The organism is Salegentibacter sp. UBA1130 (assembly GCF_002311535.1).
Classification (GTDB): domain Bacteria; phylum Bacteroidota; class Bacteroidia; order Flavobacteriales; family Flavobacteriaceae; genus Salegentibacter; species Salegentibacter agarivorans.
In genome coordinates, this window is the sequence record NZ_DCAP01000020.1 from 145,622 (window position 1) to 169,898 (window position 24,277).

At 37.8% G+C, this 24,277-nt stretch carries 23 protein-coding genes; 15 read left to right on the forward strand and 8 right to left on the reverse strand.

Annotation, left to right across the window (positions count from 1 at the left end; genetic code table 11):
* Positions 1-39: 39 nt before the first annotated feature.
* Genes ligD through B4F31_RS06105 form a run of 3 tightly spaced genes read right to left on the reverse strand, consistent with a single transcriptional unit; the run spans position 40 to position 3,529 of the window.
* Positions 40-2,499: a DNA ligase D gene (gene ligD, locus B4F31_RS06095; RefSeq protein ID WP_286760893.1), complete on the reverse strand. Its 2,460-nt coding sequence runs from the start codon at positions 2,497-2,499 to the stop codon at positions 40-42.
* A 3-nt stretch (positions 2,500-2,502) separates the two neighbouring features.
* On the reverse strand, positions 2,503-3,279 hold the full coding sequence (locus tag B4F31_RS06100) for a Ku protein (protein ID WP_075324825.1): 777 nt from the start codon (positions 3,277-3,279) through the stop codon (positions 2,503-2,505).
* A gap of 1 nt (position 3,280) precedes the next feature.
* The gene (locus tag B4F31_RS06105; RefSeq protein ID WP_075324826.1) at positions 3,281-3,529 is read right to left on the reverse strand and encodes a DUF7218 family protein; all 249 of its coding nucleotides are present in this window, start codon (positions 3,527-3,529) and stop codon (positions 3,281-3,283) included.
* Positions 3,530-3,740: 211 nt separating this feature from the next.
* Between B4F31_RS06105 and B4F31_RS06110 the strand changes: the two genes are divergently transcribed.
* Positions 3,741-4,223: a ferritin-like domain-containing protein gene (locus B4F31_RS06110; RefSeq protein ID WP_075324827.1), complete on the forward strand. Its 483-nt coding sequence runs from the start codon at positions 3,741-3,743 to the stop codon at positions 4,221-4,223.
* Between the two features lie 187 nt (positions 4,224-4,410).
* On the opposite strand, the gene B4F31_RS06115 is transcribed toward B4F31_RS06110, so the two are convergent.
* The 4 genes from B4F31_RS06115 to B4F31_RS06130 all read right to left on the reverse strand — a co-directional run bounded on the left by B4F31_RS06115 (position 4,411) and on the right by B4F31_RS06130 (position 11,178).
* Entirely contained in the window at positions 4,411-6,834 is a 2,424-nt protein-coding gene (locus B4F31_RS06115; protein WP_075324828.1) for a sodium-translocating pyrophosphatase, read from the reverse strand.
* 113 nt (positions 6,835-6,947) lie between these two features.
* Entirely contained in the window at positions 6,948-7,466 is a 519-nt protein-coding gene (locus B4F31_RS06120; protein ID WP_075327845.1) for an inorganic diphosphatase, read from the reverse strand.
* A gap of 65 nt (positions 7,467-7,531) precedes the next feature.
* The gene (locus tag B4F31_RS06125; protein ID WP_286760894.1) at positions 7,532-10,027 is read right to left on the reverse strand and encodes a DUF5686 and carboxypeptidase-like regulatory domain-containing protein; all 2,496 of its coding nucleotides are present in this window, start codon (positions 10,025-10,027) and stop codon (positions 7,532-7,534) included.
* Between the two features lie 170 nt (positions 10,028-10,197).
* Positions 10,198-11,178, reverse strand: coding sequence for a pyruvate dehydrogenase complex E1 component subunit beta (locus tag B4F31_RS06130; protein WP_075324830.1), 981 nt, complete (start codon positions 11,176-11,178; stop codon positions 10,198-10,200).
* Between the two features lie 309 nt (positions 11,179-11,487).
* On the opposite strand from B4F31_RS06130, the gene B4F31_RS06135 reads away from it, so the two are divergent.
* The 9 genes from B4F31_RS06135 (at position 11,488) to egtD (ending at position 19,718) form a co-directional block, all read left to right on the forward strand.
* Positions 11,488-12,234, forward strand: coding sequence for an electron transfer flavoprotein subunit beta/FixA family protein (locus B4F31_RS06135; protein WP_075324831.1), 747 nt, complete (start codon positions 11,488-11,490; stop codon positions 12,232-12,234).
* Between the two features lie 96 nt (positions 12,235-12,330).
* Positions 12,331-13,293, forward strand: coding sequence for an electron transfer flavoprotein subunit alpha/FixB family protein (locus B4F31_RS06140; RefSeq protein WP_075324832.1), 963 nt, complete (start codon positions 12,331-12,333; stop codon positions 13,291-13,293).
* Between the two features lie 83 nt (positions 13,294-13,376).
* Complete coding sequence (locus tag B4F31_RS06145) at positions 13,377-14,000, forward strand: bifunctional nuclease family protein (RefSeq protein ID WP_093302808.1); 624 nt, start codon at positions 13,377-13,379, stop codon at positions 13,998-14,000.
* An 11-nt stretch (positions 14,001-14,011) separates the two neighbouring features.
* Positions 14,012-15,712, forward strand: a complete 1,701-nt coding sequence (locus B4F31_RS06150; protein ID WP_075327846.1) for a NupC/NupG family nucleoside CNT transporter — start codon at positions 14,012-14,014, stop codon at positions 15,710-15,712.
* Between the two features lie 79 nt (positions 15,713-15,791).
* Entirely contained in the window at positions 15,792-16,616 is an 825-nt protein-coding gene (locus B4F31_RS06155) for a thymidylate synthase (RefSeq protein WP_286760895.1), read from the forward strand.
* Positions 16,617-16,648: 32 nt separating this feature from the next.
* Positions 16,649-17,026 (forward strand): energy transducer TonB, encoded by a 378-nt coding sequence (locus B4F31_RS06160; RefSeq protein WP_075324835.1) that lies wholly within the window; start codon positions 16,649-16,651, stop codon positions 17,024-17,026.
* A gap of 33 nt (positions 17,027-17,059) precedes the next feature.
* Positions 17,060-17,470 carry an energy transducer TonB gene (locus B4F31_RS06165; RefSeq protein WP_075324836.1) on the forward strand — a complete coding sequence of 137 codons (411 nt, stop codon included), beginning with the start codon at positions 17,060-17,062 and terminating at the stop codon, positions 17,468-17,470.
* Positions 17,471-17,572: 102 nt separating this feature from the next.
* Positions 17,573-18,736, forward strand: coding sequence for an ergothioneine biosynthesis protein EgtB (egtB, locus tag B4F31_RS06170; protein ID WP_286760896.1), 1,164 nt, complete (start codon positions 17,573-17,575; stop codon positions 18,734-18,736).
* 13 nt (positions 18,737-18,749) lie between these two features.
* Positions 18,750-19,718 carry an L-histidine N(alpha)-methyltransferase gene (gene egtD / locus B4F31_RS06175; RefSeq protein WP_093302803.1) on the forward strand — a complete coding sequence of 323 codons (969 nt, stop codon included), beginning with the start codon at positions 18,750-18,752 and terminating at the stop codon, positions 19,716-19,718.
* A 5-nt stretch (positions 19,719-19,723) separates the two neighbouring features.
* On the opposite strand, the gene B4F31_RS06180 is transcribed toward egtD, so the two are convergent.
* On the reverse strand, positions 19,724-20,809 hold the full coding sequence (locus B4F31_RS06180) for an aminotransferase class V-fold PLP-dependent enzyme (RefSeq protein WP_286760897.1): 1,086 nt from the start codon (positions 20,807-20,809) through the stop codon (positions 19,724-19,726).
* 63 nt (positions 20,810-20,872) lie between these two features.
* On the opposite strand from B4F31_RS06180, the gene B4F31_RS06185 reads away from it, so the two are divergent.
* The 5 genes from B4F31_RS06185 to fabD all read left to right on the forward strand — a co-directional run bounded on the left by B4F31_RS06185 (position 20,873) and on the right by fabD (position 24,277).
* The gene (locus B4F31_RS06185; RefSeq protein WP_075324840.1) at positions 20,873-21,370 is read left to right on the forward strand and encodes a 2TM domain-containing protein; all 498 of its coding nucleotides are present in this window, start codon (positions 20,873-20,875) and stop codon (positions 21,368-21,370) included.
* Between the two features lie 3 nt (positions 21,371-21,373).
* On the forward strand, positions 21,374-21,856 hold the full coding sequence (locus B4F31_RS06190; protein ID WP_075324841.1) for a dihydrofolate reductase: 483 nt from the start codon (positions 21,374-21,376) through the stop codon (positions 21,854-21,856).
* Entirely contained in the window at positions 21,843-22,694 is an 852-nt protein-coding gene (locus B4F31_RS06195; protein WP_286760898.1) for a fructosamine kinase family protein, read from the forward strand. Before B4F31_RS06190 ends, B4F31_RS06195 begins: the two co-directional genes overlap by 14 nt.
* A 103-nt stretch (positions 22,695-22,797) precedes the next feature.
* A complete protein-coding gene (locus tag B4F31_RS06200; RefSeq protein WP_286760899.1) occupies positions 22,798-23,301 on the forward strand; it encodes a pyridoxamine 5'-phosphate oxidase family protein in 504 nt (167 codons plus the stop codon).
* A 94-nt stretch (positions 23,302-23,395) separates the two neighbouring features.
* Positions 23,396-24,277: an ACP S-malonyltransferase gene (fabD, locus tag B4F31_RS06205; protein ID WP_286760900.1), complete on the forward strand. Its 882-nt coding sequence runs from the start codon at positions 23,396-23,398 to the stop codon at positions 24,275-24,277.

Below are 24,277 nucleotides of genomic sequence, written 5' to 3' on the forward strand. Positions count from 1 at the left end.
AAAATTATAAAGAAGCCTGGCCCTGCTTTTAAATAAACTTTAGGAAGATTCCAGGTTTTGCATGGCCTTCTCCATATCAATCCCCTCTTCCAGTACTTTGGTAAATAGATCTCCTTTTTTCTGAATTCGCTGCGGCATATCTGTAATGGTAAAATCGAGAATTTTAAGTCCGCTTTTCACTTCTTTCCATTCTAAAGGAGCGGAAACAGGCGCACCGGGTTTTGGGCGTGCACAATAGGCAGAAGCTAAAGTTTGGCCTCTTCGGTTTTGTAAATAATCCAGGTAGATCTTGTCTTTTCGCTTCTTTTTAGCACGATCCATACTGGTTAATTTTGGAACTTTATCTGCGATATAATAACACAGCAATTTGGTAAAATCCCGTGCTTCATCATACGAATAATTTCCGCCCAGCGGAATATAAATATGAAGTCCACTTGAACCTGAAGTCTTGCAATAACCCTCAATTTTAGCCAAATCCATCACTTCTTTTGCAGCCTGGGCAACTTCAATAACCTCTTCAAAAGTATTTTTATCTGAAGGGTCTAAATCTATTACCGTATAATCTGGTGAATCAAGATTCTTCACCCGGGAATTCCACGGATTGATCTCTATACAACCCAAATTAGCCATATATAAAAGCGTGGGTTCATTTTGGCAAAGCAAATACTCAATATCCTTTTCAGAAGATTCCGAATAAATTTCTGTGGTTGCTATCCAATCGGGTAAATTTCCTTCGTTGTCTTTCTGGTAAAATCCCTGTTTTTTAATGCCGTTAGGATGCCGATGTAAATTTTGGGGACGATCTTTTAAGTAGGGTAACATCACTTCTGAAACCTGGATGTAATAATCTATTAAATCGTATTTCCTGAACCCGGAATCAGGCCAGTATACTTTGTCCAGATTAGTAAACGGAACATCTATCCCATCTATTTCCAGGCTTTCTCCTGACTTCCTTATAGAAGATGATTTTGTTGATTTCTTTTCTTCGGAAACTTTATTTTCAACAATGTCTTCGGCTAAAATTTCTTCCGGTTCTTTATCTTTTCGCAAAGCCTTAAAAACCGGATGCCTTAATTTACCGGTTTTTGTAATTTCTGAAAACTTTACTTCAGCAATCAAATCGGGGCGCATCCAAACCGGTTCTCTTCCTTTTAAATTTATTTTTTCTGAAAAAGGAGAGGTTTTACGCTCACGACTTTTAAACTTTTTTAGCAATGCTTTCTGTTCGTCGTTCGAAAAACCGGTGCCGCAATTTCCAATATATTTTAAATCTTCATCTTCATAAGCGCCCATAATTAAGGAACCAAAAACAGCACCTTCTGAAGTGGTGTAACCGCAAATAAGCACTTCCCGGGTGTTTTCACCTTTTAACTTTAGCCATTTTTCAGTTCTATACCCGGGAGAATAGGTAGCATCGGCTTTTTTGGCGATCACCCCTTCCAATCCAAGGTCTATGGCTTTATTATAAAATGCGGTGCCCATTCCTTCTATATGATCGCAATATTGAACCATGTCCAGATCTTCCAAAACTTCAGGGATTAAACTTTTGCGTTCTAAAAGTGGTAAATCCAGCATAGAATGGCCATTGAGAAAAAGCATATCAAAAACATAAAAACGCAAGGCTCCCGGCGTGTTTTCATTATAATTTTGCAAAGCCTGGAACTGCGGAATTCCCTCTTTATTCAATACCACGATTTCACCATCTAAAATCACATCGTGCTCAATCTGTTCTAAATCTTTAACCAATTTTGAAAACTTAGAATTAAAGGAAATCCCATTGCGGGAATAAAGATCTACTTTGCCGTCTTCAATATTGGCCAGCGCGCGGTAACCGTCCCATTTTAACTCGTAAATCCAATCGGGATCGTTAAATATTCTTTTGCCCGTGGTAGCGAGCATGGGCTTTATAAATTCTGAAGGTTTTATTTTCCTGACTTTTCCTTTAGATTTATCGGAATCCTTGCTTTTAGAAGATTTTTCAGTAAAAACTTCCGCATCGTAATCCAGATCGGTAGAAAAATCGTCTTTCTTTTTAATCAACAACCACTGGTTCTTTTTATCACCTCGCTTAGTTTTCACTAACGCAAATTCACCTTTAATTTTGCTGCCACTAAAGACGATTTTCAGGTTACCATCTTCCCATTGTTCTTCAAGATTATCATTGGTTTTTGCCGCAGCTTTAAACGTGCCTTTATCCCAAATTTGCATCTCCCCTGCACCATAATTTCCTTGAGGAATTGTACCTTCAAAATGTAAATATTTTACGGGGTGATCTTCGGTTTCTATGGCAAGACGTTTGTCTTTAGGATTCATGGAGGGACCTTTAGGAACAGCCCAACTTTTTAAAACGCCTTCCATTTCCAGGCGTAGATCGTAGTGCAGGCGCGTAGCCTCGTGCCGCTGAATAACAAACCTTCCCCGGTTTTCGGTAGAAAAATCGGCACCGGGTTCGGGTGTGTTATTAAAGTTACGTTTCTTTTTATAATCTTCTAAACCCATCGCTTAGGATGCTTTAGATTTTTTCTTTTTATCTAAACTGGCTTTTAGTTTAGCCATAAGATCTTTGGCCTGGGTAGGTTCATCTTTAAATTTTTGCGGCTTCGGCTTTTTACCGGTGCTCTTAGATTCAATGATCTTCATTAATTGATCGTTATAAACATCTTTAAACTTATCTGGATCAAACTCTGTAGTGTATTGTTCTATAAGAGAAATAGCCATATCTACCTCTTTTTTGGCGACTTTAGTTTTTGGCAATTTCAGGTCTTTGGTTTCCCTGATTTCATCTGAAAACCTTATTACATGAAGTACCAGGGCTTTATCATAAACGCCAACCAGGCTTAAATGCTCTTTTTGGCGCATCACAAAAGTAGCCACACCCAGTTTCCCGGTTTTTTTTAATGCATCTCGGAGTAGATTATAAGATTTTCCTCCTTCTTTTTGTGGTTCGAGAAAGTAGGGTTTTTTATAAAGCACCTCGGCCACATCATCTTCGGCCACAAATTCTTCAATATCTATGGTTTTACTCTTTTTAAGGTTTGCATTTTCAAAATCCTCTTTCTCGAGCACAATATAATCTTCATCCTTTTTAAAACCCTTTACAATATCTTTCCACTCCACTTCTTTCCCGGTATCTTCATTCACACGTTTATACCTTATTCGGGCATTATCGTGCTTATCAAGCATATCTAAATCGAGTTTTCTACTTTCTGAAGCAGAATATAATTTTACCGGTATGGAAACCAGTCCGAAGCTAATAGAGCCGTTCCAGATAGATCTCATTCTAGTGGTTTCTAAGAGCTTTAATTAACTCATCCTTGGTCATATCGCTTCGGCCTTCAATACCAACCTCCTGGGCTTTCTCATAGAGTTCTTCTTTAGAGCGTTCTTCATATTTATCGGCTTTTCCGCCTTTTTCACCAGACTTAGAATCGTTTGCAATTCTCGCGGCTTTAGATTTACTCATTCCTTTATCGCGAAGTTCCTCATACTGTTCATCATTCTTAATTGATGGTCCGTGATCTTTAGCCATAACATTCAATTTTGGTTAATAAAAAGTTTCTAATTAAAATTAAGGGAATTACTGCGGAAGCTTAGTTGTAGCTTTGTTAAAATTAAAAAGGTAAACTTCCGCTTAAAAAATTTTAAGGAATAAACAACAAAGCTTTATCACTCATTTAACTTGCTTTAGTTCAGTTTGCTTATAATTTTATCTAACAATTTTAACCATTAAATATTTAATTATGAAAAAGTTAGAAGATCTATTCGAACACCAATTAAAGGACCTTTATAGTGCCGAAAGCCAGTTAGTAAAAGCCTTACCAAAAATGGCAAAAGCTGCGAACGATGAAAAACTGAAGAAAGCTTTTGAAGACCATTTGGAAGAAACTAAAGAGCACAAAAAACGTTTGGAAGAAGTAAGTAAAGACTTAGGGTTTAAACCTACCGGTGAAGAATGCAAAGCGATGAAAGGCCTTATTGAAGAAGCAGAGTCATTTCTAAAAGAAGATGCAGAAGATGATGTAAGGGATGCCGGTCTTATTGCAGATGCCCAGCGGGTGGAACACTATGAAATTTCCGGATACGGTACTTTGGTGAGATATGCCAAAGAATTAGGCCATAAGGATGCAGCAAAAACATTGCAGAAAACCCTTGATGAGGAATACACCGCAGATGAAGACCTAAATAAACTCGCTGAAAAACGCGTAAATAAAAAGGCTAAATAAGTCTGTATTTTAAAGAAAAGAGGCTGTTTGACATCCTATTAAAACGTCATCCTGAATTTATTTCAGGATCTAACATGATTATAATTTATTTCATGTTAGAAGCTGAAACAATCCCGAAGCATCGGGACAGCTTGACGAAAACAGAAAAAATCAAACAGCCTTTTTATTTTCTAAAAACCTTAAAATACTAGGCTTTATCTTTTAAATCCTGTACTTGTTTTTCAACTTCAGCTTTAGTACCTGTAAAGGTTTTTTGCTGAACTGTGGTTTTCCCTTTTTTGGTAGTGGTGATTCTTACTTTAGCGATGGTTTTATTTCCTTCCGAAGTCATATTTACTTGAATTTCTTCTGAAAGATCTTCAGCATTTATACTTTCTTCCATTTCTATAGAAGCCCCTTCGTTAGGAATATCGCCTTCGGTATGGCCTCCAAGAATGGGGGCGATTACCAAACCAATTAAACAGGTTAATTTTATTAGAATATTCATCGAAGGTCCTGAAGTATCTTTAAAAGGATCACCAACGGTATCTCCGGTTACTGCCGCTTTATGTGCCTCAGAACCTTTGTACGTCATTTCTCCATTAATCATTACTCCTGCTTCAAAAGATTTTTTAGCATTATCCCAGGCACCACCTGCGTTATTCTGAAAAATTGCCCAAAGCACTCCGCTTACCGTCACTCCGGCCATATAACCTCCAAGCATTTCAGCAATCAATACATTTTCATATCCAAAAAGCATCGGGATAAGGGCGATCGCGATAGGGAAACCAATGGTTAAAACTCCCGGCAACAACATTTCTTTTAAAGCCGCTTCAGTAGAAATCGCCACACATTTATCATATTCAGGTTTCGCGGTTCCTTCCATAATCCCGGGAATACTTTTAAACTGTCGTCTAACTTCTTCCACCATTTTCATCGCTGCTTTCCCAACAGATTTCATTGCTAATGCGGAAAATACGACCGGCACCATTCCGCCAATAAACAACATCGCTAAAACAGGAGCCTTAAAAATATTGATTCCGTCAATTCCGGTAAAAGTTACATACGCGGCAAAAAGCGCCAGAGAAGTAAGCGCTGCTGAAGCAATCGCAAAACCTTTCCCTGTAGCCGCGGTAGTGTTTCCTACGGAATCCAGGATATCTGTACGTTCTCTAACCTCAGCCGGAAGTTCACTCATTTCAGCAATTCCACCGGCATTATCGGCAATAGGGCCAAAAGCATCAATTGCCAACTGCATTGCCGTAGTGGCCATCATTGCTGAAGCTGCTAGCGCAACACCGTAGAAGCCTGCAAAAGCGTAAGATGCCCAAATTGCAATTGCAAATAATAATACGGAAAGAAATGTTGAGATCATCCCGGTAGCTAAACCGGCAATAATATTGGTTCCGGCACCCGTACTTGAGTTTTGTACGATAGAAAGCACCGGTTTTTTACCAAGACCTGTATAATATTCGGTTACTGCTGAAATCACACCCCCAACAACAATTCCTACTAAACAAGCGTAAAACACCCTGATAGATGAGATATCCATATATTCAAAACCTTCGGCCCCGCCAACAAAAAAGCCCATTGTTAGGGTTTCTTCAGGAAGCATCCAGGTTACCAGAAAATAACTGGCCACAGCTACAAGAATTATAGCTGTCCAGTTCCCAATATTTAATGCTTTTTGAACCTCAGCTTCTTTAGCCGAGTTACTGCTAATTTTCACTAATAAAGTTCCGATTATAGAAATGATAATTCCGGCACCGGCAATAGCCATAGGCAGTAAAATAGGGCCAATTCCACCAAATCCGGAATCAACGATATTTCCGCCCATATCTTCAATAATATAGTTTCCTAAAACCATCGCCGCAAGAACGGTAGCTACATAACTTCCAAAGAGATCGGCACCCATTCCGGCTACATCCCCAACGTTATCACCTACATTATCAGCAATGGTGGCTGGATTTCGAGGATCGTCTTCAGGAATTCCTGCTTCAACTTTACCTACTAAATCGGCACCAACATCGGCCGCTTTAGTGTAAATTCCGCCACCCACACGGGCAAATAAGGCTATAGATTCGGCACCCAAAGAGAAACCAGCAAGAGTTTCCAGGACTACCGTCATTTGTGTAGTATCTGTCCATTCGCCCCCCATGAAATAATGAAAGAAAAGAATAAAAAAACCGGTAAGTCCCAATACGGCGAGACCGGCAACGCCAAGCCCCATAACGGTACCGCCACCAAAAGAAACTTTTAATGCTTGCGGTAGACTTGTTCTGGCCGCCTGGGTGGTTCTAACATTAGTTTTGGTAGCAATTTTCATTCCCATGTTTCCGGCAAGGGCAGAGAAAAACGCACCAAAAATAAAAGCAACGATAATCAGGTAATGCGTGGTTGGCACTACATAAGCAATAGCAGCTAGTGCAATACTGGCTCCTACTACAAAAAAACTAAGTAATTTATATTCTGCATTTAAAAAGGCGAGCGCCCCTTCGTAGATGTGTGAAGAAATATCTTTCATCTTGCCGTCTCCGGCATCCTGTTTTAATACCCAGGAACGTTTGGCCCACATAAAAACGAGGCCAACGACTGCAAGTATTGCAGGCATATAAATCATCATTGATTCCATATTAATTGTTAAGTTTTAGTTAATATGGCTAATGTAGTAAATCAATGATAATTAAAAAAGCAATAACTTTTTAAGGTTATTGCTTTTAAATCATCAAAATTATATGACTGAAATTAAGGTTGTATTCCAAACTGACCTTTATCACCATCAAAATTCTCAAAGCGCTCTACACATTGTTTTATAATTTCTCGAGCTTCTTTTGCATCTCCCCAACCACCAACATCTACTTTTTTCTTCTCAAGATCTTTATAAACTTTAAAGAAATGTTCAATTTCTTTAACCATGTGACCGTTCAATTCATTTAGATCATTCAATCTATTCCAAATAGGATCTGAAACCGGTACACAAATAATTTTCTCATCGGGTCCTTTTTCATCGGCCATATGGAAAACACCAATTGGCTTAACTTCCATTACTACTCCTGGGAAAGTTGGTTCACTTACCAACACCAGGACGTCTAATGGATCACTATCCTGCGCAAGGGTGTTTGGTATAAAACCGTAATCGGCCGGGTACATCATAGAAGAAAAGATCATCCTGTCGTAACGGACTTTCTTTAGCTCAAAATCGTACTCATATTTGTTTCTACTCCCCTTTGGGATCTCTATTAATACATCAAAACTTTCTGACATTTTTCTTTCTTTTTTCTCATTTAAGGGCGGCAAATATAGTGAAAATCAATATTAATTCGGCGTATTTAGAAGTGAAAACCAAAGGAAGCTGTTACCGCAAAAGACCGCGACTCTGGAACATCAAAATAATTTCCTCTAAAATGGGCTTCAATACTTAGAAATTTAAGAATATTTCCTACTCCTACACTATACTCGTAATATGGTGCTTTACTTGGTGCTCTCAGCGGAATTCCGGACGCATTTAAAGCTTTATTTTCTTCTGAAATCTCTCCCCAAACAGCTCTGGCGCCTACCAATTCCCGTAAATTTAATTCTCGTAAAAGCGGAATTCGGGCAAATAATCGTCCATTGAAATTATGATCAAAATGCGCTGAAATATAAGTATCGGTTACAAATTCATAGAAATTAAGCACCGGAAATGAATTATACATAGCGAAATAAGTTTGGTTTCCCGGCACCACGTTTAAAAGTCCCAATGGAACTTCCCCAAAGGTTTTTCCGGCTTCTAAACTGGCATTTGCCCTTCCAAATCCGCCAATTTTAAGTGGCTGATCGTAAAAAAACTGCACCTTCTTGTAATTAAAATCGCTATTTAATACGTTTTTTAAACCCAGGGTGTAATTAAGGAAAAAGGTAGGAAATTCTTCTTCGTTCACTACATTTCGTTCAACTCCAAATCCAGAAGTTTGCCTGCCGGGAGTATAAGTGAAAATGGTAGAAATTTCGGTTTGTTTTATGGTTGAAGCAGTTTCGGTTCGAGCTTCATTAGGATAATAATCTAAACTAAACGCCGGGGAGGCCGAACTTAACTCGCGGTAAGAAGCACCAAACCGAACATTAAAATTATACCATGGCTCAATTTCAAGATTTACGGTACTTAAATCTATATTACTCAATTTATTATTATCGCCCACGCTTACCAAACCAGATGATGCTAAGCTACGCCCCAAAACATCTGTAGTATTATTGGTTAAACTTGCGCCCAGTTGTTCTATATCCCTTCTTTTTCCGCCAGAAATAATTAAACGCGACCTGGAATCTAAAAGCCATTTCCCTGAAATTCCATATTTAAATTTATCATCTTTAAAACCATAGGCTAAATAACCTTCAATTCGCCAGGGATCGTGCTGCCCAAAATAAGTTCTACCGCCCACACGGGTTCTAAATCCTTCTACCTGATTATAGTCGAACAAAGAATACACAGGGCCAAAATCCCAACCGTTAAATTCTACATAACCAGATTCTGCGATGGTTGCGATATCGTAAATTCTATTAAAGGCGGGGACATTGGTTAAGCTATCCAGCATCACATAAATATCTTCCTCTTCCTTATTTAGCTCTTCCAAACGGTTTTCTTTCCAAAATTTCTGATCCCGTTTATAGACCTCTTCGTTAAATTTATAAGCTCGTTTATCGTAAAAATCTTCTGCTTTCTTTATGTTGAATTGATACTCTTCAAAAACCCGGGTGCGTTTTGCGTAAACTCCTTTTGAACTTTCTTTTTTGGTTAATGAGAAATTAGCCTGGAAATAATCTTTAGAAATCAGAAAAACCGAATCGTTAAGCACCTCAAATTCCTGCTCTATATACAGCTCCTTTACCCAGTTTATATTGGCATCGCGGGAAGCTTCAAGATTTATTTTCTTCGCCGCCCAGGTAGTATCGTTTACCCAAAAATCTCCTTTAAAAGTTAATTCGTTCTCACGACGCGGATAATAAATTATATTGTAACACCATTTATCTTCTATATACGTACTATCGCTCAATACATAATTGTAGTTGTTGATGCCTGTTGTAGAAAGCGGACTTACAAAACTTTTATCAAAAACCTTGATATAGTTGTTGTAGACATTATATTCATCATACACATCTTTTACCACAGCAATTAGGTTTTGATTTTGCTCAAAACCAGAATTCTTATTTCCCAAGAGATCTTCGCGTTCTTCATTTTCAATATTATCGCCATAAACCTTAGAAACCGATTCGTTAATAAAAACTGGAAGAATGGTTTTCCCCGAAATTCTATTGGTATCAGAATAGTCAAAAATGAATTCCATACCATTAAAAACCGGGTTTTTCACTACAGAGCTATCAATCCCGTCTAAATCGAATTCCAGTTTTTCGTATTTTTTATACTCATATTGTTTAAAAGCAGAAACCCCATTATCGCGTTTATTTTCCCATATCTTTTTTAAAATATCTATAGCGGGATTATTCTTTTTTGAAGTTTTTCCCCTGACAATTTTAACCTCTGCAAGACTGGAGGCCTCTTCCTGTAATTCAATTTCAAGAGACAGATTGGTTTTTTGCTGAAGCGGGATTATTTCGGTTTTATAACCGATAAAAGAAATTTTGAGTTCGGTGTGGTTATTTTCACTTTGTAAATAGAACTTCCCGTTTTCACCAGAAGTTGTTCCTTCCGAAGAATTATTAAAGATCACATTTACAAATGGAAGTGCTTCGCCGTTTTGGTCTTTAACCACGCCGCCAACTTTGGTTTGTGCCATAAGCATGGTACAGCACATTAATAAGAATAGGGAAAGAAAATTTGCTTTCGTCATCTTCATTCTTCAGGGCAAAAAAAAACTTCACCGAATCAGCATCCGATGAAGTTTCAAATTTATAAGGATTTTCTATCTATTTGTAAGTTTGTTCCAAAAATGGAATTACTCACAGACTTATAATTAAATGACTGTTTATTACTAATTTTTGCGTCCAGCATCATGCTGGTTTAGTCAATATACATAACCTGTTTCACTGCTTTAATTACATCGTCGCTGTTTGGCAACCATTCTTTAAGCAATACAGGAGAATAAGGTGCCGGGGTATCGGCAGTGTTAATTTTTACAATTGGCGCATCTAAATAATCAAAAGCTTTGGATTGCACCTGGTAAGTAATTTCAGTAGCAATATTTCCAAAAGGCCAGGCTTCTTCTAAAATCACCAAACGATTGGTTTTCTTAACCGACTCTAAAATGGTCTCGTGATCCATTGGGCGAATTGTTCTAAGATCTATAATCTCGCAAGAAATATCGTCTTCAGCCAATTTATCAGCTGCCTTGTAGGCTTCTTTTATAATTTTTCCGAAAGAAACAATAGTTACATCACTACCTTCCCTTTTAATATCGGCTTTCCCAATTTCGATAACATATTCTTCTTCCGGCACCTCCCCTTTATCGCCATACATTTGCTCACTTTCCATAAAGATCACAGGATCGTCATCTCTAATTGCGGCTTTTAGCAAACCTTTAGCATCGTAAGGGTTTGAAGGAACAATAACTTTTAAACCCGGACAATTAGCAAACCAGCTTTCAAAAGCCTGGGAGTGCGTTGCACCCAATTGTCCTGCAGAAGCAGTTGGTCCCCTAAAAACAATAGGAATATTAAACTGCCCACCACTCATTTGGCGCATTTTGGCCGCATTGTTTATTATCTGGTCAATTCCAACTAAAGAGAAGTTAAAGGTCATAAATTCAATGATTGGTCTGTTACCATTCATTGCTGAACCTACTCCAATTCCCGAAAATCCAAGTTCAGCAATTGGGGTATCTATCACGCGCTCAGGGCCAAACTCGTCCAACATACCTTTAGAGGCTTTGTAAGCACCATTATATTCTGCTACTTCCTCGCCCATTAAATAAATAGACTCGTCTTTTCGCATCTCTTCGCTCATCGCTTGCTGAACGGCTTCCCTAAATTGAATTGTCTTCATTATATGCTATACTATTTATATATCTTGAAAGAACAAAAATAGTAATTCAATAAAGTTTTCACCACTAATAATCCACAAAAATTTGCAAACAGGCTATATCAATTAAAAATACACGCCTTTCAATTAATAAATAAGGAATTTTACTATTATTTTATGCTGTTAAATTATATTATTTGCTGTTTATTTAAGAATTCAATAAAATTTAAAGAACTAAAATTCCTGAAATTTATTATGCGTGCATAGCATTTTCTGAATTAAATTATGTAACTTCGTAAACGAAATCGTTATAAATTTTAAAAACTCGCTATAATGAAAATATTAGTATGTATTAGTCATGTTCCTGATACTACCTCAAAAATCAATTTTACCGAAGGCGATTCAAAATTCGATACCAACGGAGTGAATTTTGTAATTAACCCAAATGATGAATTTGGACTTACCCGTGCCATGTGGTTTAAAGAAAAACAAGGCGCAAGTGTAGATGTAGTAAATGTAGGTGGCGCTGAAACTGAACCAACTTTAAGAAAAGCCCTGGCTATTGGAGCCGATAATGCTATAAGAGTAAATACTCCTGCAACCGATGGTTTTCAGGTAGCAAAACAATTGGCAAAAGTTGCTAAAGAAGGTGGTTACGATCTTATAATCGCCGGCCGCGAATCTATTGACTATAATGGTGGAATGGTACCGGGAATGCTTGCTGCAATTCTTGACGCTAACTTCATTAATACCTGTATAAGTTTGGAAGTTGAAGGTGATAAAGCTACAGCAATTAGAGAAATAGATGGTGGTAAAGAAACCTTAACCGCTTCCCTTCCATTAGTAATTGGAGGACAAAAAGGTTTGGTTGAAGAGAGCGATCTTAAGATTCCAAATATGCGTGGAATTATGCAGGCCCGTAAAAAGCCGCTTAATGTTGTAGAACCCGATGAGGCAACTACTCACACCGAAGCTGTGAAGTTTGAAAAACCAGCTCCAAAAGGAGATGTAAAACTGGTAGATCCTGAAAATCTTGATGAATTGATAGATTTACTTCACAACGAAGCCAAAGCGATATAAATTAGAAAATAAGATTTCCGCCTTTACTGAAATAAATGTGGAAAGGAGTATAAAATAGATTTCCGCCTGCGTGGGAATGACAAAAAAATAAATAATATGTCAGTTTTAGTATATACAGAAACCGAAGATGGCAAGTTTAAAAAAGCTGCTTTTGAAGTTGCTTCTTACGCAAAAGAAGTAGCCGGCGGTGATGAAGTAGTTGCAGTAAGTTTTAACGCTACTGATGCTTCTGAACTTGGAAAATATGGTGTTAGCAAAGTGCTTAACATCCAAAACGATAAATTAAGCAAATTCAATGCTGAAGCTTATGCTGATGCCTTGACACAAGCCGCAAAGAAAGAAGGAAGCAAAATAGTTGTGGTAAGCCAAAGCGCGAACAGCAAATATGTGGCTCCACTTTTAGCCGTGCATTTAGAAGCTGGTTATGCTTCTAACGTAATGGCAGCACCAGAAAGCACAGATCCTTTTACAGTAAAAAGAAGTGCTTTTACCAATAAAGCTTTCAACTTTACCAAAATCACTACAGATATTAAGATCGTGGGATTATCTCAAAATGCTTTCGGCTTAAAAGAAAATGCAGGAGATGCTACTGTTGAAGATTTTTCACCAGAATTAAAAGAAGGTGACTTTACTGTAAATGTAGAATCGGTAGATAAAGCAAAAGACAAGGTAACAATTGCCGATGCGGAGATCGTAGTTTCTGGTGGCCGCGGACTTAAAGGTCCGGAAAACTGGGGAATGATAGAAGAAATGGCCGATATTCTTGGCGCAGCTACCGCTTGTTCTAAACCTGTTAGTGATATGGGTTGGAGACCGCACAGCGAACACGTTGGGCAAACAGGAAAACCTGTAGCTTCTAACCTTTATATTGCTGTGGGAATTTCTGGCGCTATTCAACATTTAGCCGGAATTAACGCTGCCAAGACTAAAGTAGTGATTAACAACGATCCTGAAGCACCTTTCTTTAAGGCCGCAGATTACGGGGTAGTTGGTGATGCTTTTGAGATCGTACCTAAGCTAAACGAAAAACTAAAGGAATTTAAAGCGAAAAACGCATAATTTTTATAACTTGCACCCCTTAAAAGGGCTGTCTAAATACGGTGAAAGTCCTGCTTTAGACAGCCTTTTTTAATTGATGATATATGAGTTTAGTGCGCCTTAATATAAAAGGAATTTCTTATAGTCAAACCCAGAACGGAGCTTACGCTTTAATCTTAAGCGAGGTAGAGGGAGAACGTAAACTCCCCATTGTTATTGGAGCTTTTGAAGCGCAATCTATCGCGATTGCCCTGGAAAAAGAGATTAAACCTCCCCGCCCCTTAACCCACGACCTTTTTAAAAATTTTGCCGACAGGTTTGAGATCACCGTTAAACAGGTAATTATTCATAAACTGGTAGATGGAGTTTTTTACTCCAGCCTTATTTGCGAACGCGATAAGATTGAAGAAATTATTGATGCGCGTACCAGCGATGCTATTGCTTTAGCGCTAAGGTTTGATGCTCCTATTTTTACTTATAAAAACATTCTTGATAAAGCTGGAATCTTCCTGAAAGGAGATGAAGCAGAACAGGAAGCCGCCGAAAAGCAGGAAGAAGAAATAATTTCAGAAGAATTACTTCCAGATGATATTGATATAAAATCTGACGACACCAATTACAAAAAATTATCTTTAGACGAACTAAAAACTTTGCTCTCCCAGGCCGTAAATAATGAAGATTACGAAAAAGCGGCACGTATACGGGACGAAATCTCCAAACGCAAATAATGCCCGACTTTATGAATAAAACCTGGTTTTGCCTGATTTTAGTTCTATTTAGTGTGACCAGCACTTTTTCTCAAGACATTTCAAAAACCTGGACTTTAGACCAGGACCAGCAGGAATCTGCACAGGAAAACTTTATTAATGGCAACACCTTAAACTTAGACGAGGGAATATTTAGCATCATTAAAACCGATGATACGCTTGCCAGGGGAAATTATATTTTTCAAAATAAACTGCTCGTATTATTTTACAACACTCCTAAGGATAGTATTGTAAATTATCGTGTTTCTACTCTTACAGATTCTAGCCTGGCAATTAACCACGCCAATAAAGAATTTCATTTTAAGGATACCTCATTTAATGATCCAAAAGAGGTAATTCCGGCACCAATGGTAAAAGAAATGATTCCCAGTGCGGGACTTTCAGTTAGCAGTATTGCCCGTGGAGCTTTAGGAATGCTCACCTTGCTTATTATCGCTTTCTTATTCAGTAATAATCGTAAAGCCATAAACTGGAAAACAATTGGTATTGGTCTTGGAGCCCAATTATTATTAGCAATTGGAGTTCTAAAAATTACTTTTATCCAGAATATATTTGAATTCGTAGGAAATATCTTCGTGCTAATCCTTGATTTTACCGCGGCAGGAAGTGAATTTCTTCTCGGGGGAATGATGGATGTTGATAGTTTCGGCTTTATTTTCCTTTTCCAGGTTTTACCCACCATTATTTTCTTTTCAGCATTAACCTCAGTGCTATTTTACCTGGGCGTTATCCAGATTGTAGTAAAGGGAATGGCGATGATCCTTACCCGATTATTAGGAATTTCGGGAGCCGAAAGTTTAAGTGTGGCCGGGAATATCTTCCTGGGACAAACCGAAGCACCACTTATGATTAAAGCTTACCTGGAACGAATGAATCGTTCTGAAATTTTGCTGGTAATGATTGGTGGTATGGCAACAGTTGCCGGTGGTGTACTCGCCGCGTATATTGGTTTTCTAGGTGGTGACGATCCCGAACTTAGACTTCAATTTGCAAAACACCTATTGGCAGCATCAGTAATGGCGGCGCCGGGAGCGATTGTAGTTTCCAAAATATTATACCCGCAACAGAATAAAATTAATACTAACGTTGATGTTTCTTCAGATAAAATTGGCTCCAATATTCTTGATGCCATTGCCAATGGAACTACAGAAGGTTTAAAACTTGCCGCCAATGTAGCAGCAATGCTTTTAGTATTTATTGCATTTATCGCAATGATTAATTATATACTGAACTGGACAGGTTCCTGGACGGGTATAAATGCATTTTTAGCTGAAAACACCCCATATTCAGGGTTTTCCCTGGAAGCTATTTTAGGAACTATTTTCGCTCCTTTAATGTGGCTTATTGGCGTTGCAAAAGAAGATATGATGCTTATGGGGCAATTGCTGGGAATTAAACTGGCAGCAAGTGAATTTGTAGGCTACGTTCAACTGGCCGATCTTAAAAATACCGCAAACGCGCTTAGCCTTACCTACGAAAAATCGGTAATTATGGCGACATATATGCTATGCGGATTTGCAAACTTTGCATCAATAGGAATCCAAATTGGAGGGATTGGCTCGCTGGCACCGGGGCAAAGAAAAACTTTATCTGAATTTGGGATGAAAGCTTTAATTGGCGGAACTATTGCATCGCTACTTTCGGCAACAATCGCCGGAATGATCATTGGATAATTTATAAAAATACCTTTCAGAATTTTATTTGAGAAGCTTTTGCTATTTTAGCAAAACTAATCTTCTGCACCCTAAACTTATGAAACAATATCACGAGCTTTTACAACATATTTTAGATAACGGAACCGATAAAGGCGATAGAACCGGCACGGGCACAAGGAGTATTTTTGGTCATCAATTAAGGTTTGACCTTGGCGAAGGTTTCCCAATGGTTACTACCAAGAAACTGCATTTAAAATCTATTATTTATGAATTGCTGTGGTTTTTAAAAGGTGATACTAACGTACAGTACCTACAGGAAAACGGCGTTAGAATTTGGAATGAATGGGCCGATGAAAATGGTGATTTGGGCCCTGTTTACGGTAAGCAATGGCGTAATTGGAATGGCGAAGAAATAGACCAGATTAAAGAAATTATTGAAACCCTGAAAAAGAATCCCAATAGCAGGAGAATGTTGGTTTCTGCCTGGAATCCTTCTGTACTGCCAGATTCTTCAAAATCTTTTTCAGAAAATGTAGCTAACGGAAAAGCAGCACTTCCGCCCTGCCACGCGTTTTTCCAGTTTTATGTAGCAGATGGAAAATTATCCCTTCAGCTTTATCAAAGAAGCGCCGATGTTTTCCTTGGGGTACCTTTCAATATAGCTTCTTACGCGCTTTTAACAATGATGATGGCGCAGGTTTGCGGTTATGAAGCAGGCGATTTTATTCACACCTTTGGGGATGTTCATATTTACAGCAATCATATGGATCAGGTAAAATTGCAGCTTTCCAGGGAGCCAAGAGCCTTACCAACAATGAAAATAAATCCTGAAATAAAAAATATTTTTGATTTCGACTATAAAGATTTTAAATTAGAAGATTATAATCCGCATCCTGGCATAAAAGCAAAGGTGGCGGTATAACCCAAAATAATTTAATTAAAATTTTAAAGTTTATGAAAAAGTTAATGCTTATCGCATGTTTTGTAATTGGAGGCTTAACCAGTGCCCAGGCACAACAAACTTCGCCGGTTTGGCCCGGTTGTGAAGACGCCGAAGACGTAAAAGCCTGTTTTAATCAAAAACTATCACAACACGTGAGAGAAAATTACGAATACCCGCAAACCGAGGACGGTGATTATATTCGCGGAAAAGTAAAGATCTCTTTTACAATTACTGAAGAAGGTAAAGCAGTAGTAAATTCGGTTGACGGTCCTGAACCTAAAGTAAACGCTGCCGCTAAGAAAATGATAGAAAAAATTCCTGATATGGAACCGGGAACTTTACAGGGCGAACCAGACGACCGCAATTTTACCGTTCCTTTTAATTTCTAGAAAAACAGTAAGGAAACCCACATCCCCCAAGCTATGAAAAAATTAATGTTTTGCTTCTTTCTTTTAACCGGCAGTTTTGCATTTGCTCAAGACGATGTAAATGTAGAAGGAAATACGGTTACCGTACGAGAAAAAGCACCGGTATGGCCTGGGTGTGAAAGCAGTGAAGACCTAAAAAACTGTTTCAACCAAAAATTAATGGAACACGTTAAAAACAATTATAAATACCCAAGAAATGATAAAGGGGAATTTATAAGAGGAAAGGTTGTAGTAAAAATGCACGTAGACGAAGAAGGGAAAACGGTGGTAAATTCTGTAAAAGGTGATCAAAAACCGGTAATCGCAGCTGTAGAAAATATGCTGAAAAAGATTCCCGAAATGAAACCGGGAACCCGTGGAGGAAAACCTACAAAAATAAGTTACACCCTTCCATTAAATCTATAGTAAGCAAGTTATACTTTAACTTGGCCTTAACTAGCGTTGGTTTCAGACCGAAAGAAAAAATTGTAAATTTGAGTGGTACCCAAAAAAGTACCACTCTTTTTTATGCTGTCACAAGAACAATTACTCGATTTTTTTAAGAAAACCAGGGCACATTCTGAATTGATTTGTTCCTTTCTGGAAACCGAAGATTATGTGGTACAACCTATAGAAGATGTTTCTCCCCCCAAATGGCACCTTGGCCATACCACATGGTTTTTTGAAGAATTTGTTTTAAAACCCAATGTTAAGAATTATAAACTTTTTGATAAGAATTCAGCCTACGTTTTTAATAGTTATTACGAAAGTGTTGGCGATAAGGTAATTCGTACCAATCGGGGAAATTTATCACGTCCCACCGTTGCCTGGGTTTATGAGTACCGAAACTATGTATCAAAGGCAATGCAGAAATTTTTAAAAGAAGAGAAAATTTCAGAAGAACTTTGCGGGGTAGTAGAAATTGGTTGCCACCACGAAAAACAACACCAGGAACTTTTATTAACCGATATTAAATATATCCTCGGGAATAATCCATTATTTCCTGAATATAACGATCAATTTAAAGAGAATCCTATCCAGGATTTTAAACAAGAATGGATTTCGATTTCTGAAGGCGTTTACGAAGTTGGCCATAAAACCGATGATTTCTGCTACGACAATGAACAGGGCGTTCACAAGGTTTATTTAAACGATTACCAGATTTCGAACAAATTGGTTACCAATGCCGAGTTTATAGAATTTATAGAAGCCGGAGCTTATAAAGATGTTTTGCTTTGGCACGCCGAAGGTTGGGATTGGGTAAACAATAACAATATTGAAGCGCCATTTTACTGGCATAAAATAGATGGAGAGTGGCATCAATATACATTAAACGGACTTACAAAACTGGTGCCTGAAGCCCAACTAAGTCACATTTCATATTTTGAAGCTTTTGCATTTGCCCAATGGAAAAATTTAAGATTACCAACCGAATTTGAATGGGAAACCGCACAGCAATATTTTAACTGGGGCACCCGCTGGGAATGGACAGAGAGCGCCTATTCCCCCTACCCTAATTACACTAAACCCAAAGGTGCACTTGGCGAATACAATGGTAAATTCATGGTAAGCCAAAAAGTGCTTCGCGGTTCTTCAGTTGCCACATCACCAAATCATTCCCGCCCTACTTATCGCAATTTTTTTCATCCACATTTACGCTGGCAATTCACCGGCTTAAGATTGGCTAAATAACCAACAAATTTAAATGAAAACCACACCAACCACATTTCAGTCTGCTTTTGAAGAAGACGTGTACAAAGGCCTAACCAGCTTTCCAAAATATTTACTTTCAAAATATATTTATGATGAAAAAGGAGATAAACTTTTTCAGCAAATAATGGCAATGCCAGAATATTATCTCACTAATTGCGAGTTAAATATTCTGAAAAAACATAAGTCGGCTATTGCTGAAATCATCAATAAAAAAGGCGGATTTGACCTTATTGAACTCGGCGCCGGAGACGGCAAGAAAACCAAAGTTTTATTGAAAGAACTGGTAGACAAGGAATACGATTTTAATTATTTACCTATTGATATTAGCCAAAGTGTTTTGAAGGAGCTGGAAAACTCTTTAAAAAACGAAATACCAGAAGTGAGTGTTAAAATCCAACAGGGCACCTATTTTAAAACCCTGGAAAACCTGGCCGATTATAGTAGCCGCAGGAAGATAATTTTAGTTTTAGGCTCTAATATTGGTAATCTTTTACACGAAAACGCCATTGAATTTCTTCGGAATATTCAGGAAGCAATGTCATCAGAAGATATGCTTTTTATGGGCTTTGATCAGAAAAAAGACCCTCAGAAAATATTAGATGCTTATAACGACGCAGCCGGAATTACGGAAGCTTTTAATAAAAATTTATTGAACCGAATCAATAAAGAATTAGATGCAAATTTTAATCCTGATAATTTTATTCACTGGGAAACTTACGATCCTGAAAGTGGTACTGCAAAAAGCTACCTGGTTAGCAAGGAGAATCAAAAAGTGGCTATAAATAAACTGGATTTAGAAGTAAGTTTTGATGCCTGGGAAAGTATTCATACCGAAATTTCACAAAAATACGATGATGCAGTGGTCGAGTGGCTGGCAAAAGAAGCCGGATTAGAAATCCAAACCAGTTTTGAGGATAGTAATAAATATTATAAAAATTATATTTTCAGGAAAAAAGTATAAAAAATTCAGATCCCAAAATTCCTCAATTCCTTTAAAAGCAAATTCAGCTCCTTTTCAGTATTAAAATAATGAAAACTCACGCGTATTCCTTCTCCGCGTTGTGATGTAATAATTTGTTTGCTTCTTAGGTATTCAAACAATTTATTGTTGCCTTTTATATTAAAGATAGAAGAATGTTCAGCGCGATTTACCACGCTTTCTTCCAAGAGATTCATTTTGGTAAATTCAGATTTAGCTTTCCTGCTTAAAGCCTTAATTCTGGATGAAATTTCACCTATTCCTATCTTTTTAATCAGTTTTAAAGCTTCGGCCAAACTTCCATAATTCAGCGTATCCTGGTGGCCGGGCTCAAACTTTCCTATAAAATTTCCCTCGTGAGCTTTGTATTTTCCCTGTAAAGAACCAAAACCTAAAGCTTTTGGAGCAATCTTTCCTTCCACTTCTTTTTTAAAGAGCATAAATGCATTTCCATACCCGGCGTTTAGCCATTTATAGGTGCTGCAAATTAGAATATCAATAGCACTCTCATTAAAATTATAAGCTTCAGTGCCGCAAAACTGGGTTCCATCGGCTATAAATAATGTTTCAGGATATTCCTTTTTTAGATTTTGAAGAAATTCCAGGTCTATTTTAATTCCGTTAATGTATTGTACGACGCTAAAAGCAAAGAAATCGGGTTGCTGTTTCTCGAAAGCTTCAGCGATATTTTTCTCTAGACTTTCATTAATTTCAGCATAAGATATTTCAAAATCCCTGGATTCTACGGCCCAGTTTAGCGACGGATAATCATTTTTAACCAGTAGTGCTTTTTGAGGTTTTTCAAGCCCTTCCAGCAAAGTATTAAATCCGTAAGAGAAATTGGGCACTAAAGCCACCTGTGCATGTGGGCATCCAAAAGTTTCGCCAACAAGCTCCCGGGTTTTGCTTAAAATCCCGGCTTGCTTCTCTTTAAAAACGCTTGCTCCAAGAAGAAAATCTAAATCGTGATTTTGCCTGAATTCCCAAACCGCTTCCGGCAATAATCCCGAAGCCGCGGTATTTAAATAGGTATATTGTTCTAAAACCGGAAAGCCTTTTCTTAAATTCTCCATTTTCCTCTACGAATTGTTAACAAAAACTGTAAATTTGGAATAGACACTAAAGTAATTCTAATTATGTTTTCTAAAAAGAAAAACACTTCCAAACTCGATGCAGAACAGCGTGAACTCTATGAACACGCACGTAAACGCACCCTGCAAAAAAAGAGATTATTTCAGCATTTTATAATATTTCTAATCGGGGCCGTATTTCTCATCGTTTTAAATGTGGTTATTGGCTATCAGGAGAATTTTATGCCATTGGGCTATAACTGGTTTGTATGGGCCATTTTACTTTGGGCGTTTATCTTTTTGGTTCACGTATTTAATGTTTTTATCACCAATAAATTCCTGGGTAAAGAATGGCAGGATAAGCAAATGGCAAAATTAGTACAGAAACAAAAAGAAAAAATTGCGAAAATGCAAACGCAGGTTGAGAAAGATTTTCCTGCAAATCCGCCGCAAAAAGAAACTACCCAAAAACCAGAAAATACGCCGGAATTAAAAAGCGGAAACGAGCGTTTTAAACCAAAGACTAACGATCCCGAAAAGCCAGATCAACCATACAATACTTAAAATATGATAACAATGATTGCCGCTGCCGCGGAAAATAATGCGCTGGGAAAAGATCAGGATTTAGTGTGGCACCTGCCAGACGATTTTAAGCGTTTTAAAAGACTTACTACCGGGCATCACATTATTATGGGAAGAAAAACTTTTGAAACTTTCCCGAAACCACTTCCAAATCGCACCCATATTGTAATTACCCGAAAAGATAATTATCTGCACAAAGATGCCACCGTGGTTTCTTCTTTAGAAAAAGGGCTGGAATTTGCCAGAAAAGATGAACAGCCTTTTATAATTGGTGGCGGTGAAATTTATGAATTAGGAATGGACGTGGCCGATAAAATTGAACTAACAAGAGTGCACGGTACTTTTGAAGCCGATACTTTTTTTCCGGAAATAGATGAAGAAAAATGGAAGTTAATAGCCGAAGACTTTCACCCGAAAGACGAAAAACACGATTACGCCTTTACTTACCTTACCTATGTTAGAAAATAACATTCTAAATAAAATAGCTGAAGAACATAACCTAAACAACGCAAAATTTAACCGACTAACCGGTGGAGATATCAATGATGTTTTCCTAATTACTTCGGAAGAGAAAAAGCAGGTAGTAAAAATAAATAATGCTGAAAAGTTCCCGGGAATGTTTGAAGCCGAAAAAGCCGGCCTGGAAGCTCTTCAAAAACCAAAAGTAATTGATGTTCCCACTATTCTGGGAATTGGTAAAATTGAAAATACTTCATATTTACTTTTGGAATACAAAGAGAGTACCGCCAAATCCTCCACTTTCTGGGAAGATTTTGGAAAGCAAATGGCCGCTTTGCATAGAACCACTTCAGAGGAATTCGGATTTCACCAGGATAATTATATTGGTAGTCTTCCGCAACAAAACAATGCTGCAGCCTCAGCAGCCAACTTCTATATTTCTGAACGACTGGAACCTCAACTAAAGATAGCGAAAGATAGAGGTTATGACCTTGGTGTCACTAGATCGTTTTTCAGCAATATTTCAGCAATAATTCCAGATGAAAAACCCTCGCTAATTCACGGTGATCTTTGGGGTGGTAATTATCTGGTTAATGGAAATGGCGATCCCTGCCTTATAGATCCTGCCACAGCTTTTGCTCCACGTGAAATGGACCTTTCAATGATGCAACTTTTTGGCGGATTTGATAAGGAATTATTTAATAGCTACAAAAAGGATTTTCCTTTAGTATCGGGTTTCGAAGAACGAATTCGGCTTTGGCAACTTTACTATTTATTGGTTCATCTTAATCTTTTTGGTGCCGGATATAAAGCTCAGGTTACCAGTATTATTAAGCAATTCAGCTAATTTCACAATTCTTAACAGGACACTTTATTCTTTTAGGAGTTTATTAGCGCAGATAGGCGTGGATACTCATTAAATTCAAACTTCCAACTTAAACTTAAAAAAAATGAGTACTGAAAATTTGAATAAAAACGAGGCTTTAGATAAAATGAAGTCAATGGTAAAAGACATTAAAACCTGTATGTTCGTTACAGATTTTGGCAACAAACCCTTAAGTGCCGTACCAATGACTACCAAAGAGGTAGATAAAGAAGGAAATATCTGGTTCTTTAGCAGGCTGGATAGCGACCATAATGGAGATATCGCCAAAGATAATGATGTTCAACTTCTATATAGTGATACCTCAGATATGGAATTTATCAGCATTTACGGGAAAGCTACTATAGAAACCAATAAAAATGTTTTAGAAGAATTCTACGGAAAAATGGATGATGCCTGGTTTAATGGGGTAGATGATCCTAATTTAACCGCAATAAAAGTAGTTCCAAAAGAAGCTTATTTTTGGGATAACAAGCAAAATAAATTTGTAACCTTTTTAAAAATAGGAGCGGCAGCAGTAACCGGTGACAAAAAAGGAGATATTGGAGAAAAAGGAAAATTGAATCTTTAGATTTAGAAATTCTCAAGGAAAGACCTCGTAACAGCGCATTTGTTATGAGGTCTTTTTTATTATTTCTATTTTAGCCGAATCTAAATTGAATATTATGAACGCATATATTTTTCCCGGTCAGGGAGCCCAGTTTTCAGGAATGGGATTAGACCTTTTTGAAAAATCTACTAAAGCACAGGATCTATTTAAAAAAGCCAACGCAATTTTAGGTTTTTCAATTACCGATATTATGTTTGAAGGTACTGCTGAAGACCTAAAGCAAACCAGAGTTACACAACCAGCCGTATTTTTACACTCGGTTATTTTAAGCAAGGTTTTAGGCGAAGATTTTAAACCAGATATGGTTGCCGGACATTCTCTGGGTGAACTTTCTGCACTCGTGGCCAATAACACCCTTTCTTTTGAAGACGGATTAAAGCTGGTTTATAAACGTGCTATGGCAATGCAGGAAGCCTGCGAATTAGAACCTTCTACTATGGCCGCTGTTTTAGGCCTGGAAGATAAAGTTGTTGAAGCTGTTTGCGCCGAAACAGATGGAATTGTAGTAGCTGCCAATTATAACTGCCCGGGGCAATTAGTGATTTCTGGAGATATAAAAGCGGTTGAAGCTGCTTGTGAAACTTTAAAAGAACGCGGTGCCAAAAGAGCAATGATCTTACCTGTAGGCGGTGCTTTCCACTCGCCATTAATGGAACCAGCCCGAAAAGAACTTGCTGCTGCAATAGAAAACACAACATTTAATACCCCAACCTGTCCAATCTATCAGAACGTGAGCACTTTTGCTGTAACCGACCCAGAAGAGATTAAGAAAAACCTGGTTTTTCAATTAACCGCCCCAGTGAAATGGACACAAAGTGTTCAAAATATGATTAAGGACGGTGCTACTAATTTTACCGAAGTAGGCCCCGGAAAAGTTTTACAGGGGTTAGTTAAAAAAATAGACCGACAAATGGAAACCGCTTCGGCTTCTATCTAG

Excerpts from the sequence above, each read along its gene's own strand:
- ligD (WP_286760893.1), bottom strand. The coding sequence starts at position 2,499 with ATGGGTTTAGAAGATTATAAAAAGAAACGTAACTTTAATAACACACCC.
- B4F31_RS06100 (WP_075324825.1), bottom strand. The coding sequence starts at position 3,279 with ATGAGATCTATCTGGAACGGCTCTATTAGCTTCGGACTGGTTTCCATA.
- B4F31_RS06105 (WP_075324826.1), bottom strand. The coding sequence starts at position 3,529 with ATGGCTAAAGATCACGGACCATCAATTAAGAATGATGAACAGTATGAG.
- B4F31_RS06110 (WP_075324827.1), top strand. The coding sequence starts at position 3,741 with ATGAAAAAGTTAGAAGATCTATTCGAACACCAATTAAAGGACCTTTAT.
- B4F31_RS06115 (WP_075324828.1), bottom strand. The coding sequence starts at position 6,834 with ATGGAATCAATGATGATTTATATGCCTGCAATACTTGCAGTCGTTGGC.
- B4F31_RS06120 (WP_075327845.1), bottom strand. The coding sequence starts at position 7,466 with ATGTCAGAAAGTTTTGATGTATTAATAGAGATCCCAAAGGGGAGTAGA.
- B4F31_RS06125 (WP_286760894.1), bottom strand. The coding sequence starts at position 10,027 with ATGACGAAAGCAAATTTTCTTTCCCTATTCTTATTAATGTGCTGTACC.
- B4F31_RS06130 (WP_075324830.1), bottom strand. The coding sequence starts at position 11,178 with ATGAAGACAATTCAATTTAGGGAAGCCGTTCAGCAAGCGATGAGCGAA.
- B4F31_RS06135 (WP_075324831.1), top strand. The coding sequence starts at position 11,488 with ATGAAAATATTAGTATGTATTAGTCATGTTCCTGATACTACCTCAAAA.
- B4F31_RS06140 (WP_075324832.1), top strand. The coding sequence starts at position 12,331 with ATGTCAGTTTTAGTATATACAGAAACCGAAGATGGCAAGTTTAAAAAA.
- B4F31_RS06145 (WP_093302808.1), top strand. The coding sequence starts at position 13,377 with ATGAGTTTAGTGCGCCTTAATATAAAAGGAATTTCTTATAGTCAAACC.
- B4F31_RS06150 (WP_075327846.1), top strand. The coding sequence starts at position 14,012 with ATGAATAAAACCTGGTTTTGCCTGATTTTAGTTCTATTTAGTGTGACC.
- B4F31_RS06155 (WP_286760895.1), top strand. The coding sequence starts at position 15,792 with ATGAAACAATATCACGAGCTTTTACAACATATTTTAGATAACGGAACC.
- B4F31_RS06160 (WP_075324835.1), top strand. The coding sequence starts at position 16,649 with ATGAAAAAGTTAATGCTTATCGCATGTTTTGTAATTGGAGGCTTAACC.
- B4F31_RS06165 (WP_075324836.1), top strand. The coding sequence starts at position 17,060 with ATGAAAAAATTAATGTTTTGCTTCTTTCTTTTAACCGGCAGTTTTGCA.
- egtB (WP_286760896.1), top strand. The coding sequence starts at position 17,573 with ATGCTGTCACAAGAACAATTACTCGATTTTTTTAAGAAAACCAGGGCA.
- egtD (WP_093302803.1), top strand. The coding sequence starts at position 18,750 with ATGAAAACCACACCAACCACATTTCAGTCTGCTTTTGAAGAAGACGTG.
- B4F31_RS06180 (WP_286760897.1), bottom strand. The coding sequence starts at position 20,809 with ATGGAGAATTTAAGAAAAGGCTTTCCGGTTTTAGAACAATATACCTAT.
- B4F31_RS06185 (WP_075324840.1), top strand. The coding sequence starts at position 20,873 with ATGTTTTCTAAAAAGAAAAACACTTCCAAACTCGATGCAGAACAGCGT.
- B4F31_RS06190 (WP_075324841.1), top strand. The coding sequence starts at position 21,374 with ATGATAACAATGATTGCCGCTGCCGCGGAAAATAATGCGCTGGGAAAA.
- B4F31_RS06195 (WP_286760898.1), top strand. The coding sequence starts at position 21,843 with ATGTTAGAAAATAACATTCTAAATAAAATAGCTGAAGAACATAACCTA.
- B4F31_RS06200 (WP_286760899.1), top strand. The coding sequence starts at position 22,798 with ATGAGTACTGAAAATTTGAATAAAAACGAGGCTTTAGATAAAATGAAG.
- fabD (WP_286760900.1), top strand. The coding sequence starts at position 23,396 with ATGAACGCATATATTTTTCCCGGTCAGGGAGCCCAGTTTTCAGGAATG.